Annotated in this window: 16 protein-coding genes and 1 pseudogene; all 17 read left to right on the top strand. The window is 64.2% G+C overall.

The features are described 5' to 3' along the window. Positions 1 to 314 precede the first annotated feature (314 nt). The 17 genes and pseudogenes from X743_RS149925 (at position 315) to nifX (ending at position 20401) form a co-directional block, all read left to right on the top strand. Positions 315 to 1517 (top strand): cytochrome P450, encoded by a 1203-nt coding sequence (locus X743_RS149925; RefSeq protein WP_023766874.1) that lies wholly within the window; start codon positions 315 to 317, stop codon positions 1515 to 1517. A 91-nt stretch (positions 1518 to 1608) separates the two neighbouring features. Then, positions 1609 to 2898 (top strand): cytochrome P450, encoded by a 1290-nt coding sequence (locus tag X743_RS149930; RefSeq protein ID WP_031257911.1) that lies wholly within the window; start codon positions 1609 to 1611, stop codon positions 2896 to 2898. Position 2899: 1 nt separating this feature from the next. After that, a pseudogene (locus tag X743_RS1000000174130) lies at positions 2900 to 3187 on the top strand (ferredoxin); the annotation flags it as partial. Between the two features lie 6 nt (positions 3188 to 3193). Further along, the gene (locus X743_RS0136450; RefSeq protein WP_031257910.1) at positions 3194 to 4036 is read left to right on the top strand and encodes an SDR family oxidoreductase; all 843 of its coding nucleotides are present in this window, start codon (positions 3194 to 3196) and stop codon (positions 4034 to 4036) included. Continuing rightward, on the top strand, positions 4036 to 5379 hold the full coding sequence (locus X743_RS149935; protein WP_023766871.1) for a cytochrome P450: 1344 nt from the start codon (positions 4036 to 4038) through the stop codon (positions 5377 to 5379). Before X743_RS0136450 ends, X743_RS149935 begins: the two co-directional genes overlap by 1 nt. 130 nt (positions 5380 to 5509) lie before the next feature. Next, complete coding sequence (locus X743_RS149940; protein WP_031257909.1) at positions 5510 to 6496, top strand: polyprenyl synthetase family protein; 987 nt, start codon at positions 5510 to 5512, stop codon at positions 6494 to 6496. A gap of 146 nt (positions 6497 to 6642) precedes the next feature. Beyond that, complete coding sequence (locus tag X743_RS149945) at positions 6643 to 8190, top strand: hypothetical protein (RefSeq protein ID WP_031257908.1); 1548 nt, start codon at positions 6643 to 6645, stop codon at positions 8188 to 8190. Beyond that, positions 8187 to 9089: a hypothetical protein gene (locus X743_RS149950; protein ID WP_023766868.1), complete on the top strand. Its 903-nt coding sequence runs from the start codon at positions 8187 to 8189 to the stop codon at positions 9087 to 9089. Before X743_RS149945 ends, X743_RS149950 begins: the two co-directional genes overlap by 4 nt. 85 nt (positions 9090 to 9174) lie before the next feature. Beyond that, a complete protein-coding gene (fni, locus tag X743_RS149955) occupies positions 9175 to 10221 on the top strand; it encodes a type 2 isopentenyl-diphosphate Delta-isomerase (RefSeq protein WP_031257907.1) in 1047 nt (348 codons plus the stop codon). 587 nt (positions 10222 to 10808) lie between these two features. Continuing rightward, positions 10809 to 11135: a helix-turn-helix transcriptional regulator gene (locus X743_RS149960; protein ID WP_023766866.1), complete on the top strand. Its 327-nt coding sequence runs from the start codon at positions 10809 to 10811 to the stop codon at positions 11133 to 11135. Next, positions 11110 to 12366 (top strand): HipA domain-containing protein, encoded by a 1257-nt coding sequence (locus tag X743_RS149965; protein WP_031257906.1) that lies wholly within the window; start codon positions 11110 to 11112, stop codon positions 12364 to 12366. The genes X743_RS149960 and X743_RS149965 overlap by 26 nt, the downstream gene beginning before the upstream one ends. 473 nt (positions 12367 to 12839) lie before the next feature. Further along, positions 12840 to 13733, top strand: coding sequence for a nitrogenase iron protein (nifH, locus tag X743_RS149970; RefSeq protein ID WP_023706403.1), 894 nt, complete (start codon positions 12840 to 12842; stop codon positions 13731 to 13733). A 98-nt stretch (positions 13734 to 13831) separates the two neighbouring features. Continuing rightward, a complete protein-coding gene (nifD, locus tag X743_RS149975; protein WP_023766864.1) occupies positions 13832 to 15334 on the top strand; it encodes a nitrogenase molybdenum-iron protein alpha chain in 1503 nt (500 codons plus the stop codon). 123 nt (positions 15335 to 15457) lie between these two features. Further along, positions 15458 to 16999, top strand: a complete 1542-nt coding sequence (gene nifK, locus X743_RS149980; RefSeq protein ID WP_023766863.1) for a nitrogenase molybdenum-iron protein subunit beta — start codon at positions 15458 to 15460, stop codon at positions 16997 to 16999. A 56-nt stretch (positions 17000 to 17055) separates the two neighbouring features. After that, on the top strand, positions 17056 to 18546 hold the full coding sequence (gene nifE / locus X743_RS149985) for a nitrogenase iron-molybdenum cofactor biosynthesis protein NifE (protein ID WP_023766862.1): 1491 nt from the start codon (positions 17056 to 17058) through the stop codon (positions 18544 to 18546). 9 nt (positions 18547 to 18555) lie between these two features. After that, positions 18556 to 19938, top strand: coding sequence for a nitrogenase iron-molybdenum cofactor biosynthesis protein NifN (gene nifN / locus X743_RS149990; RefSeq protein WP_023766861.1), 1383 nt, complete (start codon positions 18556 to 18558; stop codon positions 19936 to 19938). Beyond that, positions 19904 to 20401 (top strand): nitrogen fixation protein NifX, encoded by a 498-nt coding sequence (gene nifX / locus X743_RS149995; protein ID WP_023766860.1) that lies wholly within the window; start codon positions 19904 to 19906, stop codon positions 20399 to 20401. Before nifN ends, nifX begins: the two co-directional genes overlap by 35 nt. Positions 20402 to 20415: the final 14 nt, after the last annotated feature.

Here is a 20415-nt window from a genome sequence, read left to right as displayed (position 1 = left end):
ATAGCGTCTATGGGCAGGGGGGCCTCGGCGAAAGCCCTTACCCAACAGCTCGCCGCCCTTGTCGACGCTTGCGCAGGAACTCTTGGCCGGCGGCGAGTCAAAGGCCCACCACACGGACTTTATCCTGACCTCGAAGGTACAGGATAATGTTCTGCATCTCGCCGCGCGATGTGCCTAGACAGTTACGCGTTAGCCGATCTTGATAATCGGTCTGCCTCCGGACGACGTCGTCTACATGCCGTCTTAGGTCTTCGCTGCCGCAGCGTCCGCCGGTCACCTTCCGCCCTTCCATCGCTACCGAGTGAAGTGCCATCATGCCCGAACAACCTTTGCCGACGCTGCCGATGTGGCGGGTCGATCACATTGAGCCCTCGCCCGAGATGTTGGCGCTGCGGGCCAACGGTCCGATCCATCGCGTGCGCTTCCCGTCCGGGCACGAAGGCTGGTGGGTCACAGGCTATGACGAGGCCAAGGCGGTGTTGTCCGACGCGGCGTTCCGGCCCGCGGGAATGCCGCCGGCCGCATTCACCCCGGATTCGGTGATTCTCGGTTCGCCAGGATGGCTGGTCTCGCACGAGGGGGGCGAGCATACGCGGCTACGCACGATCGTGGCGCCGGCCTTCAGCAACGGCAGGGTGAAGCAGCTCGCGCAGCAGGTCGAGGCGATCGCCGCGCAGTTGTTTGAGACGCTGGCGGCCCAGCCCCAGCCCGCCGATCTGCGGCGCCACCTCTCCTTTCCGCTTCCAGCCATGGTCATTGGCGCGCTGATGGGCGTGCTCTACGAGGACCACGCCTTTTTCGCCGGGCTGTCCGACGAGGTGATGACGCACCAGCATGAAAGCGGCCCGCGAAGCGCGTCGCGCTTGGCCTGGGAAGAACTCCGCGCCTACATTCGCGGCAAGATGCGGGACAAGCGCCAGGATCCGGGCGACAACGTGCTGACGGATCTGCTCGCGGCGGTCGACCAGGGCAAGGCGACCGAGGAAGAGGCGATCGGCCTGGCGGCGGGCATGCTGGTGGCGGGGCACGAGAGCACCGTCGCGCAGATCGAATTCGGCCTGCTGGCCATGTTCCGCCATCCGCAACAGCGCGAACGCCTGATCGGCGATCCATCCCTGGTGGACAAGGCGGTAGAGGAAATCCTGCGCATGTACCCGCCGGGCGCCGGCTGGGACGGCATCATGCGATATCCGAGGACCGACGTGACCATCGCGGGCGTGCATGTTCCCGCGGGCAGCAAGGTGCTGGTCGGCCTGCCGGCGACGTCGTTCGATCCGCGCCATTTCGACGACCCGGAAATCTTCGACATAGGACGTGACGAAAACCCGCACCTGGCGTTCTCCTACGGGCCGCACAACTGCGTCGGCTTGGCGCTGGCCAGGCTGGAACTCAAGGCGGTGTTCGGTTCGATCTTCCAGCGCTTTCCCGCGCTGCGCCTGGCCGTGGCGCCCGAAGAACTGAAGTTGCGCAAGGAGATCATCACTGGTGGGTTCGAGGAGTTCCCGGTGCTCTGGTGATGCTCGGATGCCACCAGGAATCGCGATGTTCTCGAATTGCCGGCGCGCCTGCCGCGCGCCGATCAGATCAGCCAGCCAACAGGTGACCAAGATGGACGTGCAAGAAACCACGGCAGCATGCCAGGACGCCTTCGCCGAACTGGCGTCGCCAGCGTGCATTCAGGACCCGTACCCATTCATGCGGTGGTTGCGCGAGCACGATCCGGTACATCGCGCGGCGTCGGGCCTCTTTCTGTTGAGCCGCCACGCCGACATCTACTGGGCGCTCAAGGCCACGGGCGATGCTTTTCGGGGGCCGGCGCCAGGCGAACTGGCGCGCTATTTCCCGCGTGCGGCGACCAGCCTGTCGCTAAGTCTGCTGGCGTCCACTTTAGCGATGAAGGAACCTCCAACGCATACGCGTCTGCGCCGGCTGATCTCGCGCGATTTCACCATGGGCCAGATCGACAAGCTGAGGCCGACCATCGCTCGCATCGTCGCAGCGCGCCTGGACGGCATGGCGCCCGCGCTGGAGCGCGGGGAGGCGGTGGACCTGCATCGGGAATTCGCGCTGGCCTTGCCCATGCTGGTTTTCGGCGAACTGTTCGGCATGCCCCCGGATGACATTCTCGGGCTCATCACCGGCATCAGCGCCATTCTGGAAGGCCTGAGCCCGCACGCCAGCGATCCCCAGCTCGCCGCGGGGGACGCGGCCAGCGCCAGGGTGCAGGCCTACTTCGGCGACCTCATACAGCGCAAGCGCACCGATTCCCGCCACGACATCGTGTCAATGCTGGTCGGCGCACACGACGACGATGCCGAGACGCTGTCGGACGCGGAATTGATCAGCATGCTTTGGGGCATGCTGCTGGGCGGCTTCGCCACCACTGCCGCGGCCATCGGCCATGCGGTCCTGGCGATGCTGGCGTATCCCGAACAGCGGCACTGGCTGAAGGGAGATGCCGTGGGGGTGAAGGCTTTCGTCGAAGAAGCCCTGCGCTATGACGCGCCCGCCATGTTCAGCTCCATTCCGCGTATCGCCCAGCGCGACATCGAACTGGGCGGCGTGGTGATTCCGAAGAACGCGGACGTGCGCGTGCTGATCGCGGCCGGCAATCGCGACCCGGACGCCTTCGCCGATCCCGATCGCTTCGATGCCGTGCGGTTCTACGGCACCAGTCCTGGCATGTCGATCGACGGGAAGATCATGCTGACCTTCGGCCACGGCATCCACTTCTGCCTTGGTGCGCAACTGGCCCGGGTGCAGTTGGCCGAGAGCCTGCCGCGGATCCAGGCGCGCTTCCCCACGCTGGCATTGGCCGAGCAGCCGACCCGGGAGCCCTCCGCGTTCCTTAGGACGTTCCGCGCGCTGCCGGTACGGCTGCATGGGCAGGAGGGCTGAGATGCGCGTCCTGGTCGATCAGGATCTGTGCGGAACGACCGGGCAGTGCGTGCTGACGCTGCCGGGCACCTTTCGCCAGCGCGAACCGGACGGCGTGGCCGAAGTGTGCGTTGCGACGGTCCCGCAGGCGCTGCACGCCGCCGTGCGGCTTGCGGCGAACCAGTGCCCGGTCGCCGCCATTCGGGTCATCGAAAGCGACGCTGGCCATGACGAGTGCGCCAGCGCCGACCCGGCGCCTTCTCCGACGCAGGCCCAGCGGCATGCCGCGAAAGACCAACGCAATTCAGGAGACACGATGGGAAGGTTTGAAGGCAAGGTGGCCGTGGTGACCGGCGCTGGCGCCGGCATCGGCAAGGCATGCGCTCTCGCCATCGCGCGCGGGGGCGGCAGAGTGGTGGTGGCCGACATTGATGGCTCGGCTACCATCGCCTGCACCGCGCAGATCGCGGCCGAAGCAGGCCACGCGCTGCCCATAGCCATGGATATCGCCGATGAGCAGGCGGTGGCAGGGCTGTTCGATACGGCGGAGCGGCACTTCGGGGGGGTCGACCTGCTGGTGAACAATGCGAGCGCCATGCATCTGACCCCGCGCGACCGCGCCATCCTCGACCTGGACCTGGCGGTATGGGATCAGACCATGGCGACCAATCTGCGCGGCACGCTGCTCTGCTGCCGGCAGGCCATCCCACGGATGATCGCCCGCGGCGGTGGCGCGATCGTCAACATGTCGTCGTGCCAGGGGCTCAGCGGTGACACGGCGCAGACGTCCTACGCCGCGTCGAAGGCGGCGATGAACATGCTGTCGGCCTCGCTCGCCACCCAGTACGGTCACTCTCAGATCCGCTGCAACGCGGTTGCGCCGGGTCTTATCATGACCGAGCGTCTCCTCGCCAAGCTGGACGAGTGCATGCAACGGCATCTGCGCCGGCACCAGCTCCTGCCGCGCGTCGGCCGTCCCGAGGACGTTGCCGCACTGGTGGCGTTCCTGCTCTCCGACGATGCTGCGTTCATCACCGGCCAGGTCGTGTGCATCGATGGCGGCATGCTGGCGCATGTGCCGACATATGCCGACGGTGGCAACAGCTGCGCCGCGCGCCTTGCCGGCGATACCGAATCGGCGGCGGCGGCGCGCTGCTGATGGACATGCTGCTCAATCCACTCAACCGTCGGCACCGGCTGCGATGCGACATCCCGGTAATGCCTGGCGCTTTCCCCCTGGTCGGGCATCTTCCCGCCATTGTCTGCGACCTGCCGCGCCTGCTGCAGCGCGCAGAACGGACGCTGGGCAGCCACTTCTGGCTGGATTTCGGCCCTGCCGGACATCTGATGACCTGCGTGGATCCGGACGCATTCTCACTGCTCAAGCACAAGGACGTGTCCTCGGCGCTGATCGAAGAGATCGCGCCCGAATTGCTTGATGGAACGTTGGTCGCCCTGGACGGCGGCGCGCACCGGCAGGCGCGCGATGCCATCAAGGCAGCGTTCTTGCCCAAGGGACTGACCCAGGCCGGGATCGGCGACCTGTTCGCGCCCGTGATCCAGGCGCGGGTGCAGGCGTGGCGCGCCCGCGGCGAGGTACCCATCCTGCGCGAAACCGGCGACCTCATGCTGAAGCTCATCTTCAGCCTCATGGGAATCCCCGCGCAGGACCTGCCGGGATGGCATCGCAAGTACCGGCAATTGCTGCAATTGATCGTCGCGCCACCGGTCGACCTGCCCGGATTGCCTTTGCGGCGCGGCCGCGCCGCCCGCGACTGGATCGACGCGCAGTTGCGCCGGTTTGTCCGCGATGCGCGCGCGCATGCCGCGCGCACCGGGCTGATCAACGACATGGTGAGCGCCTTCGACCGCAGCGACGGTCCGCTCTCCGATGATGTCCTGATCGCGAATATTCGCTTGCTGCTGCTTGCCGGTCACGACACCACTGCCTCGACGATGGCCTGGATTGTGATCGAGCTGGCGCGGCAGCCTGTGCTGTGGGACGCCCTGGTCGAGGAGGCGCAACGCGTGGGCGCGGTGCCGACCCGGCACGCGGACCTGGCGCAGTGTCCGGTCGCCGAGGCGCTGTTCCGCGAGACACTGCGCCTGCATCCGGCGACCACGCTCCTGCCGCGTCGCGCGCTGCAGGAATTGCAACTCGGCCAACGGCGCATTCCCGCGGGCACCCATCTATGCATCCCGCTGCTGCATTTCTCGACCTCGGCGCTGCTGCACGAGGCGCCTGATCAGTTCCGCCTGGCGCGGTGGCTGCTACGCACAGAGCCGATCCGGCCCGTGGACATGCTGCAGTTCGGTACCGGCCCACACGTCTGCATCGGCTACCACCTGGTATGGCTGGAAATGGTGCAGTTCTGCATCGCCTTGGCGCTGACCATGCACAAGGCCGGGGTGCGGCCGCAGTTGCTGAGCGACGTCGAAAAGGGCCGGCGCTATTACCCGACCGCACATCCGTCAATGAAAATTCGAATAGGCTTTTCATGAGCTGGCATCGCATGCCCCGTATGGCAACGCAGCGGCGCCGGCGGGGCGCGGCATTGCGGCACTCAGCGCACGCACTCGTGTGACGGCTTGCGCTCGCCGTGGCCGTCTCAGCTACAAGGACATGAACAACATGCAGACCGGTTCCACTCCACGCGACCGAATCGGCGTTTCCGCATCCGGATTGGGCGCGCAGGCGCGCGGCGCATCTGGCGGCCTGCTCCCCGAGATCTGGATGCAGGACGGCGCAAAGCGGGTCGAACAGGCGCTGGCGCGTCTGCTCTGCGCCGAAGACGACGGTAAGACAGAGTTGATGGCGGCCATGCGCTACGCCACCTTGCATGGCGGGAAGCGCACCCGCGCCTTGCTCTGCCTGGCTGCCGGCGCACTGGCGGGCACGCCGGCGCACATGCTCGACGACGTCGGCGCCGCCATCGAGATGATGCACGCCTGTACCCTGGTCCACGACGACCTGCCCGCGATGGACGACGACGTGCTTCGCCGCGGCCTTCCGACCGTGCACGTAAAGTTCGGCGAAGCCACTGCGATCCTGGTCGGCGATGCGCTGCAGGCCCACGCCTTCCTGACGCTGGCGAGCCTGGATGCGCCGGGCGACAATCGTATCGCGCTCGTGCGCGAACTGGCGCAGGCGGTGTCCGCCGAGGGTGCCGCAGGCGGGCAGGCCATGGATCTGTCGTTGGTCGGAAAGCACGCCGGGCTGGACAGGATCCTGGCGATGCACCGGATGAAAACCGGAGCGCTAGTGCGCGCGTCGGTTCGCATGGGCGCGCTATACTCCATCGCGGAGGATGCCGCGCACGCTGCGCTGTATGCTGCGCTCGATCGCTACACCGCCTGTTTCGGCCTGGCTTTGCAGGTGGCCGACGACATTCTCGACGCGACGGCGGATACCGCGACTCTTGGCAAGACCCCCGGTAAGGACGCGGCGGCGCAGAAGCCGACCTGCGCGTCGATCATGGGGCTGCAGGCTGCGCGCCAGTTCGCCCTGTACTTGTTGCACGACGCCGGGGAGGCCATCGCCCCTCTGGGGCCGCGTGCGGAAGGGTTGGCGCAGATGCTGCAGCGGGCCAACGTCTATCTGTCCGCGCCATACGCATGAGCGGGCCCATCCGTAAGGACTCGCCCCTGTGCTGCTGCGATCGGCCGGCGGGCGCTGCATGCTGCACTGTGTCCGTGTCGGCGGCGACGTACGCGGCGTCTGCCCGTTTCTGTTCTCGTTAGCCTTCTGCAGAAGGAACATCCCGCGTGAACTTGTCCGAACAGATCCTTTCCGAATTGCGCCGCCTGCTGAGCGAGATGAGCGACGGCGGCAGCGTCGGTCCGGCCGTCTACGACACGGCGCGAGCTCTGCAGTTCCACGGCAACGTCACCGGTCGGCAGGACACGTACGCGTGGCTCATCGCGCAGCAACAGGCCGATGGCGGATGGGGAAGCGCGGACTTCCCGCTGTTTCGCCATGCGCCCACGTGGGCGGCGTTGCTGGCATTGCAGCGTGCCGATCCTCTTCCCGGCGCTGCCGACGCAGTCCAGGCTGCAACCCGGTTCCTCGAGCGCCAGCCCGATCCCTACGCACATGCGGTGCCGGAAGATGCGCCGATCGGCGCGGAGCTGATCCTGCCGCAGTTGTGCGGCGAGGCCGCATCCTTGCTGGGCGGCGTGGCGTTTCCGCGCCACCCGGCGCTGTTGCCGTTGCGGCAAGCGTGCCTGGCCAAGCTGGGGGCGGTGGGCACGTTGCCGAGCGGCCATCCGTTGCTGCACTCCTGGGAAGCCTGGGGGACGTCGCCGGCCACCGCATGCCCGGACGACGACGGCAGCATTGGCATCAGTCCAGCGGCCACCGCCGCGTGGCGTGCGCACGCCGTGACACAGGAAAGAACGCCGCACGTCGGGCGCACCGACGGGTATCTGCAGGCGGCATCGCGGGCAACGCGCACCGGCATCGAAGGTGTCGTTCCCAACGTCTGGCCAATCAATGTGTTCGAGCCATGCTGGTCGCTGTACACCCTGCATCTGGCCGGTCTGTTCGCGCATCCCGCGCTCGCCGAGGCGGTGCAAGTGATCATCGCGCAGCTCGACGCCCGCCTCGGAGTCCGCGGTCTCGGCCCTGCCTTGCACTTCGCGGCCGATGCGGACGACACCGCCGTTGCGTTGTGCGTCCTTCGCCTTGCAGGCCGCGACCCGGCGGCCGACGCGTTGCGCCAGTTCGAAACCGGCGAGCTCTTCGTCACCTTCCCCGGTGAGCGCAATGCCTCGGTGTCGACCAACATCCATGCCCTGCATGCGTTGCGAATGTTGGGAAAGCCCGCCGCCCGCACCAGCGCCTACGTCGAGGCCAGTCGCAACCCGCATGGTCTATGGGACAACGAAAAATGGCACGTTTCGTGGCTGTATCCCACCGCGCATGCGATTGCTGCGCTCGCGCAAGGCAAGCCCCAGTGGCGCGAGGAGCGCGCGCTGACAGCGCTGCTGCAGGCGCAGCGCGATGACGGCGGCTGGGGCGCCGGTCGCGCGTCCACATTCGAGGAAACCGCCTATGCGCTGTTCGCGTTGCACGTGATGGACGGGAGCGAAGAGCCGGCAGGGCGCCGGCGCATCGCGCAGGCGGTGGCGGGTGCGCTGAAGTGGATGCTCGCCCGCCACGCAGCGCACGCACTGCCCCAGACACCGCTGTGGATCGGCAAGGAACTGTATTGCCCCACCCGGGTGGTGCGCGTGGCCGAACTCGCCGGGTTGTGGCTGGCGCTTCGTTGGGGGCGGCGCGTCTCGGCCGAGGGAGCAGGAGCGGGGCCATGATCCAGACCGATCGCGCGCTGCAACAGGTGCTGGAGTGGGGGCGTTCCCTGACCGGGTTCGCCGACGAGCATGGCGTGGAAGCAGTCCGGGGCGGCCAATACATCCTGCAGCGCATCCAGCCGAGCCTGCGCGACACCAGCGCCCGCACGGGCCGCGATCCGCTGGACGAGACGCTGATCGTGGCGTTCTATCGAGAACTGGCGCTGCTGTTCTGGCTCGACGATTGCAACGACCTTGACCTGATCGCGCCGGAGCAGCTCGCCGCGGTGGAGCAGGCGCTCGGGCAAGGCGTGCCGTGCGCGCTCCCCGGATTCGAGGGCTGTGCTGTGCTGCGCGCTTCGCTCGCCGCGCTCGCCTACGATCGTCGCGACTATGCTCAGCTTCTCTACCATACCCGGTGCTACTGCGCGGCGCTGCGTGCCGGACACGCGCAGGCGGCAGGGGCAGAGCGCTGGTCCTACGCCGAGTACTTGCAGAACGGCGTGGATTCGATCGCCTACACGAACGTGTTCTGTTGCCTGTCCTTGCTGTGGGGGCTGGACATGGCGACCTTGCGCGCGCATCCGGCGTTTCGCCAGGTCCTGCGGCTCATCTCCGCGATAGGGCGCTTGCAGAACGATCTGCATGGACGCGAAAAGGATAAGTCGGCCGGCGAGGGAGCTAACGCGGCGATCCTGCTGCTGCAGCGCTATCCGGCTATGCCTGTGGTGGAGTTCCTCAACGACGAGCTGGCCGGCCATACGCGCATGCTGCACCGGGTGATGGCGCAAGAACCCTTTCCACCGCCGTGGGGACCGTTGATCGAAGCCATGGCGGCCATCCGCGCGCAGTACTACGAGACCTCAACCAGCCGCTACCGCAGCGACGCTGCGGGGGGAGGCGAGCGTGCGCCGGCCTGAACGCGCGGGAAACGGCGGCGTGCGCGCGCTGCCGTCGGTCCGACCCGACGCAACGCCGTCGCCCGATGCGGCGGATGGGGCGAGCATCAGCGACACCAAGCTGAGCCGGCGCAAGGACGACCACCTGGACATCGTGCTGGATCGGCGAACGGCGTGGGCCAAGGCCGCCGGCTGGGAGTGCATTCGTTTCGAACACTGCGCATTGCCCGAGTTGGACCTGACGCAGATCGACCTCAGCGCCTCGCTGCTTGGCAAGACCATGCGCGCGCCGCTGCTGATCAGCTCCATGACCGGCGGCATGCCACGCGCGGAGTCCATCAACCGGCATCTGAGCGAGGCAGCGCAAGCCTTGGGGATCGCCATGTGCGTCGGTTCGCAGCGCGTGAGCCTGCAATCCCGCAACTCCCATGGGCTGACGCGCGCGCTGCGCCGCCTGGCCCCAGACGTTCCATTGCTTGCCAATATCGGCGCCGCGCAACTGCGCGAGGCCGACGGCCTGGACCTCGCGCGCCGGGCGGTGGATGCACTGGAGGCCGATGGACTCATCGTTCATCTCAATCCGCTGCAGGAAGCGGTACAGCCGGAAGGCGACCGCGACTGGCGCGGCGTCCTGGCACAGATCGCTCGCGCCGCACGCAGCGTGGGCGTGCCGATCGTGGCCAAGGAAGTCGGGTCGGGCCTGTCCGCCTCGGTGGCCTGTGCGCTCGTCGAGGCGGGCGTGGCGGTGATCGATGTCGCCGGCGCCGGCGGCACCAGTTGGGCCGCGGTGGAGGGCGAGCGCGCCCCCGATGCCGCCGACCGCGCAGTGGCGATGGCGTTCGCCGATTGGGGGATTGCGACCCCGGCCAGTGTGCAGGCGGTACGTCAGGCGCTGCCAGCGGTGAAGCTGATCGCGTCGGGCGGGATCCGCGACGGCGTCGACGTGGCCAAGGCCATCCGCCTGGGCGCGGACATCGCCGGCCAGGCAGCCGGCGTGCTGCGCGCGGCTACGGTATCCACCGAGGCGGTTGTCGCGCATTTCGAGATCCTCATTCGCCAGTTGGCCGTCGCCTGCTTCTGCACCGGCTCGGCTGATCTGGCGGCGTTGCGTCAGGCGCGCTTGTTGCCCTTGGCGCATCTGCCCGCCGGTTGATGCCGGCGTCGCCCGTGCGTAGCGGCGGGCGCCTAGTCTTACTGAGCCAGATGCGGATGTGGGGGGATTTGCGCTGGTCGCGGATTTGTTCGGGTGCTGCTTCGTGATCAGGGAGGCGCCCCGCCATGCTCGAACGGACAGCCGAGAGCAAAGGGTATTCGACGGCTATGTCGATGCTTGATCCAGTATGATCGGTCATGCGAACCGCGCTGAGCCCCTGAAAAGGGTCGGAACACCAGGTGCGGCGGGAGACCGGCAGGGAGTGCATGGTACAAAGCCATTGCAACAGGAGTGGCGATCCACATTGACCCCCAGTCAGCGCGGCCGGCCGTATGGACGAGAAGAGACGAGCGATTTCAGCTGCCGGACCGCCTTGATTTAACATTCCGATAGTTCCGGAGGGCTGATCGGGCGTCAGTTTCGGACGGCGTTCACCGTCGGGCGGCGCTAAATGCAGGATGATTGATCTCTTTACGTATCATAAGGCTGATCCGTGATACGCGAACAGATCATAACGTGTTGACACGATCACTGGATAAGATACTCTGCCATATCATCTAGCATCGAATGGATCGTTTACGTATCATATGGACCCTCAATCGGAAATTCTACGCGAAATCGGTGGGCTTTTCAGGCAGGCGAGGCTGGCCGCTGCCATGACGCAGGAGCAGGTCGCCGACTTAGCGGGTATATCCCGTCCCCGCTATCGCGACATCGAAAAGGGAGCCGCAGCCGCACGTGCGACGACGCTGATGAATATCGCTCGCGCGCTCGGCCTGGAAATGATGCTGGTTCCGCAAGTCATGGTGCCGGCTGTCCAGGCTCTATTGCGTCCGCATGATGATGACGATCGACCCGCCTTTGTTTCTCAACCTGACGATGACGATCATGCCTCCAGTCTTTCGCGCACCTAAGACGATCCCGTCGCTGGACGTACTCTTGAACGCAGTGAAGATCGGCACAATCGTCAGGACGCCGGGCGATTTCAATGCGTTCAACTTCGATGAGGCCTACCGCGCGACGGGCGGCTTTCCGGTTCTCAGCCTGTCGTTCCGGGCAGCGACGGGAGGATTGCGGAAAGATCCGAAGCCTCTGGCAAGCGCCTTGCCCGCTTTCTTCGCGAACCTCCTGCCGGAGGAGAAATTGCGCGAGGCGATGGAAAGGCACCACGAAGGCAATGTGCGGCCAGGCAATGATTTCGACCTTTTAGCGGCGCTGGGCGCCGATCTGCCGGGAGCCGTACGGGCGTTGCCCAGTGACGGCGCGATAGCGGTTTCACAGGACGCTTCAAAGGATCAGCCCAAGGCACGGTTCTCGCTTGCCGGCGTGCAGATGAAGCTGTCGGTCATGAAGAACATTGGAAAAAGCGGCGGCCTTACCTTGCCAATGGACGACGAGCAGGGCCGGTACATTGCCAAGTTCCCTTCGACGGCCTTTCCGGGCGTTTCCGAGAACGAATTCGCCAACCTGGCGCTGGCAGCAGCAATCGGCATGGACGTTCCTGAATGCGAACTGGTCGAGAAGTCCGATTTTGAGGGCGTTCCCGAAGAATTCAACACGCTGTCTGACGGCAAGGTCCTTCTCGTCAAACGCTTCGATCGCGGCGCCGGTGGCGAGAGGATACACATCGAGGATTTCGCTCAGGTCTTCGGTGTATACCCCTCGCGCAAATATGAGGGGGCTGCTTATCACGACATAGCCTTGGCTCTTGGCATGGCCGTCTCGCCTACGGCGGCTCTCGAGTTCGTCCGCCGCCTGGCACTGACCGTCATCACCGGCAATGGCGACATGCACCTGAAGAACTGGTCTTTGATCTATCCCGGTAACGGCGACAAGCCGGCGCTTTCACCAATTTACGACCTCCTGTCCACCGTGCCATATATTCCTGCCGACGCCATGGCGCTGTCGCTTGGAGGAGAGCGCTCGTTCAAGGCGCTAGCAGCACCGCGATGGAAAGCATTTGCGAACCGTGCACGGCTCCCGGAGCCAGCAGTCCTGAAGGCAGTGGTCGAGACGGTCAAACTCGTCAACGAGTACTGGTGGCATCTGCCTGAGCGCGACGTTGTCGCAGCGAAAGTGCTCGAGCGGATCGACGGACATGTGAAGGCGATGACGCCGATACTGAACTCCTGCGCCGAGAAGTAAACCGAGTCCCTCGGGTTGATATAGCGGAACTATTCGCCCGTGCCCCGGATTAGTGGCCGTGGATCGGTGGTATGCTAGGATCGCGCGCAGAGTCGGCGGAGGGTCCACTTGGACACGCGTTGAGCAAGCACGTCAACTCGCGGGCACAGAAGAGTTCGCAGCATCCCGCAGAGGGTCGAGATGCTGTTCGTCCACCTCAATACAACGATGCGGTTCAACCGAATGCGGTGACTGAGGATCGCGATCCGACGCGTTGTGTCGCCAATGTCGCGTCCGCTACACGGGCTGTTCCGACGATCCTTTCTTGGAACTCAAGCTAAACCCCTGAAAAGCAACCATGAAATTATTCTTCGGTTCGATCAGCCAAATTGGCATGAGTCTTGAGATCCTTAGGTGCGAGGCGGCTAGAGCTGCCCGACCGGCATTCAAGTCGCGGCAGCCGCGATGAATGGGAACGAAGGAAGGAAAGCTACATGTCAGGTTTGCGTCAGATCGCCTTTTACGGCAAGGGCGGCATCGGCAAGTCCACCACCTCCCAAAATACGCTCGCAGCCCTTGTCGACCTCGGGCAGAGAATCCTCATCGTCGGCTGCGACCCCAAAGCCGACTCCACCCGCCTGATCCTGAACGCGAAGGCGCAGGATACGGTCCTGCATCTCGCGGCAGAGGAAGGTTCGGTGGAAGACCTGGAACTCGCGGACGTGCTCAAGGTCGGCTACAAAGGCATCAAATGCGTGGAGTCGGGCGGACCCGAGCCAGGTGTCGGCTGCGCCGGCCGCGGCGTGATCACCTCGATCAACTTCCTCGAGGAGAACGGCGCCTACGACGACGTCGACTATGTCTCCTACGACGTGCTCGGGGATGTGGTGTGTGGCGGTTTCGCGATGCCGATCCGCGAGAACAAAGCCCAGGAAATCTATATCGTCATGTCCGGCGAGATGATGGCGCTCTATGCCGCCAACAACATCGCCAAGGGCATCCTGAAATACGCCCATTCGGGCGGCGTGCGGCTCGGCGGCCTGATCTGCAACGAGCGCCAAACCGACCGCGAGCTCGACCTCGCCGAAGCGCTGGCCTCCAGGCTCAATTCCAAGCTCATCCACTTCGTGCCGCGCGACAACATCGTCCAGCACGCCGAGCTCAGGAAGATGTCAGTGATCCAGTACGCGCCGGACTCCAAGCAGGCCGGGGAATACAGGGCGCTGGCCGAGAAGATCCATGGGAATTCGGGCCAGGGCACCATCCCGACCCCGATCACCATGGAGGAGCTCGAGGACATGCTGCTCGACTTCGGCATCATGAAGACCGACGAGCAGATGCTTGCCGAGCTTCAGGTCAAGGAAGCGGCTAAGGCGGCCGCACAGTAGCGATCGCTGCCGACATGAGGCGCCGCCTGACCTGGTGCGCCTTTCAAAGAACGGCGCCTCGTCGGTGAGGCGTCACCCTGAACCTTGAAAGGGGTCCCATGAGCCTGGAATACGAGAATGACGGTGCCCTCCATGCGAAGCTTATCGAGGAGGTGCTGTCGCAATATCCTGACAAGTCGGCGAAGCGCCGCAAAAAGCACCTCAGCGTCGCAAAGACCGGCGACGAGGCTGGCGAGGAAAGCGAGGTCCTTTCCGAATGCGAGGTCAAATCGAACATCAAGTCCATCCCCGGCGTGATGACAATTCGCGGCTGCGCCTATGCCGGCTCGAAAGGCGTGGTGTGGGGTCCAGTCAAGGATATGGTCCATATCTCGCACGGCCCGGTCGGCTGCGGGCAATATTCCTGGTCTCAACGCCGCAACTACTACGTCGGCACGACCGGCATCGACACGTTCGTCACCATGCAGTTCACCTCCGATTTCCAGGAGAAGGACATTGTTTTCGGCGGCGACAAGAAGCTGGAACGGATCATCGACGAGATCGAGGAACTGTTTCCGCTGAACAAGGGCATGACTGTGCAATCCGAATGCCCGATCGGCCTGATTGGCGACGACACGGAAGCCGTGTCCCGCAACAAGGCCAAGGAGCACGAGAAGACAATCGTGCCGGTGCGCTGCGAGGGCTTCCGCGGCGTCTCGCAATCCCTCGGCCACCACATCGCCAACGACGCGATCCGCGACTGGGTGTTCGAGAAGAAGGAAGTGGAGTTCGAGTCCGGCCCGTACGATGTCAATGTGGTCGGCGACTATAATATCGGCGGCGACGCCTGGGCTTCGCGCATCCTGCTCGAAGAGATGGGTCTGCGCGTGGTCGGCAACTGGTCGGGCGACGCTACGCTGGCCGAAATAGAGCGAGCGCCAAAGGCGAAACTCAATCTCATCCATTGCTACAGGTCGATGAACTACATCTGCCGGCACATGGAGGAAAACTATGGCATCGCCTGGATGGAGTACAATTTCTTCGGCCCCTCCCAGACTGAAGCCTCTCTGCGCAAGATAGCCAAGCACTTCGGGCCGGAAATCGAGGCCAAGGCCGAGGCGGTCATCGCCAAATACCGGCCGTTGGTCGATGCCGTAATCGCCAAGTACCGGCCGCGCCTCGAAGGCAGGACGGTGATGCTCTATGTCGGCGGGCTGCGCCCCCGTCACGTCGTCACGGCATATGAGGACCTGGGCATGGTGATCGTCGGCACTGGCTACGAATTTGGCCATAACGACGACTATCAGCGCACCGGCCACTACGTGAAGAAGGGCACCCTGATCTATGACGACGTGACTGGTTACGAGCTGGAGAAGTTCATCGAAGGGATCCGTCCTGATCTCGTTGGCTCCGGCATCAAAGAGAAGTACCCGGTCCAGAAGATGGGCATACCGTTCCGTCAAATGCATTCCTGGGATTATTCCGGCCCGTATCACGGCTACGACGGCTTCGCCATCTTCGCCCGAGACATGGACCTGGCCATCAACAACCCGGTCTGGAACCTCTACGACGCTCCCTGGAAGAAAAAAGCCGAGCCGTCGGCGGCGATCGCAGCCGAATGAAACCCTGGCCTCCCGGAAGCCGGGAGGCAGTGAACGCCTGTGGCCGCTTGTCCGCGGGAGACCTGAAACGTTTCGACGTCCCTGTGCCCCTATGGCGGGCCAGATGGAAAGAGGTAACCACCCATGCCGCAGTCGGCTGAAAAAGTTCTCGACCACGCGCCCCTGTTCCGCGAGCCGGAATACAGGCAGATGCTCGCCGAGAAGAGGCTGAATTTCGAATGTCCTCACCCGGACCAGATCGTTACCGACCAAGGCGAATTCACCAAGACGTGGGAATACCGCGAAAAGAACCTCGCTCGCGAAGCGCTTGTCGTGAACCCCGCCAAGGCCTGCCAGCCGCTCGGCGCGGTGTTCGCGGCCGCAGGCTTCGAGCGAACCATGTCCTTCGTCCACGGCAGCCAGGGCTGCGTCGCCTATTACCGCTCGCACCTGTCGCGCCATTTCAAGGAGCCTGCTTCGGCGGTTTCCTCCTCGATGACCGAGGACGCGGCAGTGTTCGGCGGCCTGAAGAACATGGTCGACGGACTCGCCAATACGTACCAACTTTACGACCCAAAGATGATCGCCGTCTCGACCACTTGTATGGCGGAGGTCATTGGCGACGACCTGCACAGCTTCATCGAGAACGCCAAGGACGAAGGCTCGGTCCCGCGCGACTTCGACGTGCCCTTCGCCCACACGCCGGCCTTTGTCGGCAGCCATGTCGACGGCTATGACGTTGCGGTCAAGGGCATTTTGGAGCATTTCTGGAAGGGCGAGGAGCGAACTGAAGCCGAGGGAACCATCAACATCATTCCGGGCTTCGACGGGTTCTGTGTCGGCAACAACCGGGAACTCAAGCGCCTGCTCGATCTGATAGGCGTGTCCTATACCTTCATCCAAGACGCCTCTGACCAGTTCGACACGCCGTCCGACGGCGAATACCGCATGTACGACGGCGGCACGAAGATCGAAGAGGTGAGGAAGGCACTCAACGCCGAGGCGACGCTGTCGCTACAGCGTTACAACACCCGAAAAACACTGGAGTATTGCGAGGGGGTGGGGCAGGCGACTGCCTCGTTCCATTACCCTCTCGGAGTCCAGGCGACCGACGACTTCCTGATGGAGGTCTCCGCGATTTCCGGCAAGCAAATCCCCGAGGCAATCCGCCTCGAGCGCGGTCGACTTGTTGACGCCATGGCCGACAGCCAATCCTGGCTGCACGGCAAGAAATACGCCATCTACGGCGATCCGGACTTTGTCTACGGCATGGCCCGCTTCATCATGGAGACGGGCGGCGAGCCGACCCATTGCCTCGCCACCAACGGCACGTCGACATGGGAAGCGGAGCTGAAGGAGCTGCTTGCATCATCGCCCTTCGGCAACGGTGCTCAAGTCTGGGCGGGCAAGGACCTCTGGGCGTTGCGCTCACTGCTCTTCACCGAGCCGGTGGACCTGCTGATCGGCAACTCCTATGGCAAGTATCTGGAGCGCGACACCGGCACGCCGCTGATCCGGCTTACGTTTCCGATCTTCGACCGCCACCATCACCATCGCTTTGCGCTCATGGGCTACCAAGGCGGGTTGCGCGTCCTGTCGACGATCCTCGACAAGATCTTCGACAAGCTCGATCGCGAGACAAGCGAGACGGGCGTGACGGACTATTCGTATGACCTCACCCGCTAAGCTTGACGGTCGGCTTTGGCCGGTCGTCTTCCCGAGGGACTTTGGAGACCGACGCAATGTCCTCGCTCAGAGCCAAAATCCAGGATCTCTTCAATGAGCCCGCCTGCGAGCAGAACCGCGACAAGGATGCCAAGGCGCGCAAAAAGGGCTGTTCGAAGCCACTAACCCCCGGGGCGGCGGCCGGCGGCTGCGCCTTCGACGGCGCCAAGATCGTGCTGCAGCCGATCACCGACGTCGCGCACCTGATCCATGCGCCGCTCGCCTGCGAGGGCAATTCCTGGGACAACCGCGGTGCGGCTTCGTCCGGGCCAACGCTGTGGCGCACAAGCTTCACGACCGACCTCACCGAACTCGATGTTGTGATGGGGCAGGGCGAGCGGAAGCTCTTCAAAGCGATCCGCGAGATCAAGGAAGCGTATGGGCCGCCGGCGATCTTCGTCTATCCGACCTGCGTGACGGCGCTGATCGGCGACGACATCGAGGCCGTCTGCAAGCGCGCGGCGGAAAAGTTCGGCCTACCGGTGGTGCCGGTCAATGCGCCGGGCTTCGTCGGCTCCAAGAATCTCGGCAACAAGCTTGCCGGCGAGGCGTTGCTCGAGCATGTCATCGGCACGGTGGAGCCCGACGATGCCGGCCTTTACGACATCAATATTCTTGGCGAATTCAACCTCTCGGGCGAATTCTGGCTGGTGAAGCCGCTGCTGGATCGGCTCGGGATCCGGGTGCGCGCCTGCATCCCGGGTGACGCACGTTACCTCGACATTGCTTCCGCGCACCGTGCCCGGGCGGCTATGATCGTGTGCTCGACCGCGCTCATCAATCTGGCCCGCAAGATGGAGCAGCGCTGGGAGATCCCGTTTTTCGAGGGCTCCTTCTACGGCATCACCGACACCTCGGAAGCGCTCCGACAGATCTCTCAGCTGCTGGTGAAGAAGGGTGCCGATCCGGAGATCCTCGGCCGCACCGAGGCGTTGATTGCAGAGGAGGAGGCGATCGCTTGGAAGAAGCTCGCCGCCTACCGGCCGAGGCTCGAAGGCAAGCGCGTGCTGCTCAACACCGGCGGTGTGAAGTCCTGGTCGGTCGTCCATGCGCTGATGGAGATCGGCATCGAGATCGTCGGCACCTCTGTCAAGAAGTCGACCGTCGAAGACAAGCAGCGCATCAAGCAGATCCTCAAGGACGACAACCACATATTCGACCAGATGGCGCCGCGCGAGCTTTACGCCATGCTCTCAGAACACAAGGCCGATATCATGCTGTCGGGCGGGCGCACGCAGTTCATCGCCCTTAAGGCCAAGACACCCTGGCTCGATATCAACCAGGAGCGCCAACATCCTTACGCCGGCTATCACGGCATGGTGGAACTCGTACGCCAGATCGACGTCGCTATTCATAACCCGATCTGGCGCCAGGTGCGGGAACCGGCACCATGGGATTGCCAGCCTGCGGTGAGGCAGGAACTGCCGCGCACGAAAAGCGAGACCGCGACCTTGCATGTTGTCCAGGAATTCGCCGGCACGACGGCCGGTGATTTCGGCGATTGTTGAGGAGAGCCGATGGTCCGCATCCTTCCCCAGACCAAAGCGGCGGCGGTCAATCCGCTGAAGTCATCGCAGCCGCTGGGTGCCGCCTTGGCCTTTCTTGGCGTCGACGGCGCGATGCCGTTGTTCCACGGCAGCCAGGGGTGCACCAGCTTCGCGCTCGTGCTGTTCGTGCGGCATTTCAAGGAAGCCATTCCCTTGCAGACAACGGCGATGGACGAGGTGGCGACGATCCTTGGCGGGGCGGACCATCTGGAACAGGCGATCCTCAACCTCAAGGCCCGCACAAAGCCAACGCTGATCGGGGTTTGCACGACGGCGCTGGTGGAAACCCGGGGCGAAGACTGCGCAGGGGATGTCGCCAATATCAGGCTGAAGCGCAGGGAAGAACTCGCGGGTACGGAGGTGGTGCTAGCCAACACACCGGATTTCGACGGCGCGATCGAAGAGGGCTGGGCCAAGGCTGTCACCGCGATGATCGAAAGGATTACGCGTCCCGGCGAGCAGGCGCGGCAGTCGAAGAAGATCGTGATCCTGCCTGGCTGGAACCTCACTGTGGCTGATATCGAGCATTTGCGTGAGATGGTTGAGAGCTTTGGACTGAAGCCGGTGATTCTGCCGGACGTCTCCGGCTCGCTCGACGGTACGGTGCCCGACCGCTGGGTCACCACCACCTATGGCGGCACCAGTGTCGAGGATATCCGCGAGCTTGGCACGGCCGAGCAATGCATCGTCATCGGTGAGCATATGCGCCGCCCGGCCGAGCTGCTGCAGAGGCTGACCGGCGTGCCATACGTGCTGTTCCGGTCGCTGACTGGATTGAAGGATGCCGACCGGTTCGTCTCGCTGCTGTGCGCGATTTCGGGCGAGGCGGCGCCGGCTGGGGTGCGCCGTCGCCGGGCGCAGTTGCAGGACGCGTTGCTCGACGGACATTTCCACTTTGGAGGCAAGAAAATTGCGATCGCTGCTGAACCAGACCAACTCTACCAACTCGCGAGCTTCTTCATCGGCATGGGCTCCGAAATCGCGGCGGCGGTCACCACGACCGATATGTCGAAAATTCTGGAGGAAGTACCGGCGCAGTCGGTTCAAATCGGCGACCTCGGCGATTTGGAAGCTCTTGGCGCCGGCGCTGATCTTTTCGTTACTCATTCCCACGGCCGCCAGGCGGCGCAGCGTCTCGGCATTCCGCTCATGCGGGTCGGCTTCCCGATCTTCGACCGCCTCGGGGCCCAGCACAAGCTCACAATCCTCTACCAGGGGACCCGCGACCTGATCTTCGAGGTTGCCAACATTTTTGAAGCCAACGGGCACGCGCCGACGCCTGAGGCGCTTGATCCACTCCGTAAGCGAGAAATGCCAGATGAGCTCCGTTCGTCGCCTCTCGCTCGTCACTGACGAGGTTCACGCACCGACGCCGGAACGCCAAGCCGGCGCATTGCGCGTGGCCATCGCCACGCAGGACATGAAGAACCTCAACGCCCATTTCGGGTCGGCCAGGCGCTTTGCTGTCTACGACGTGATGCGCGAGGAGTGGAATCTCGTCGAAGCCGTGGCCTTCGATGACGTTTCCGACGAGAGCGGGAAGCACCGAACTGAGGGCGATGACCGCATCACCCCGAAGGTGGAGGCGCTGAAGGGCTGTCATCTCCTGTTTTGTCTGGCGATCGGCGGACCTTCGGCAGCCAAACTTGTTTCCGCAAAGATCCATCCGATCAAAGTGCCGCAGCCCCAGACCATCCAAGAGGTGCTGTTGCGCACGCAGATGATGCTCAGGACGTGTCCTCCCCCTTGGCTGCGCAAGGTGCTGGCGCAGGCAGGTGTCGCTAAACAGAAACCCTCCTTCGAGGACGAAAGCTGAAATGAGGAGTGGGC

The organism is Mesorhizobium sp. LNHC232B00 (assembly GCF_000502435.1).
GTDB classification, from domain to species: Bacteria; Pseudomonadota; Alphaproteobacteria; order Rhizobiales; family Rhizobiaceae; genus Mesorhizobium; species Mesorhizobium opportunistum.
Note: the sequence above shows the minus strand (reverse complement) of the source record. Positions and strands in the feature narration are given on the sequence as shown.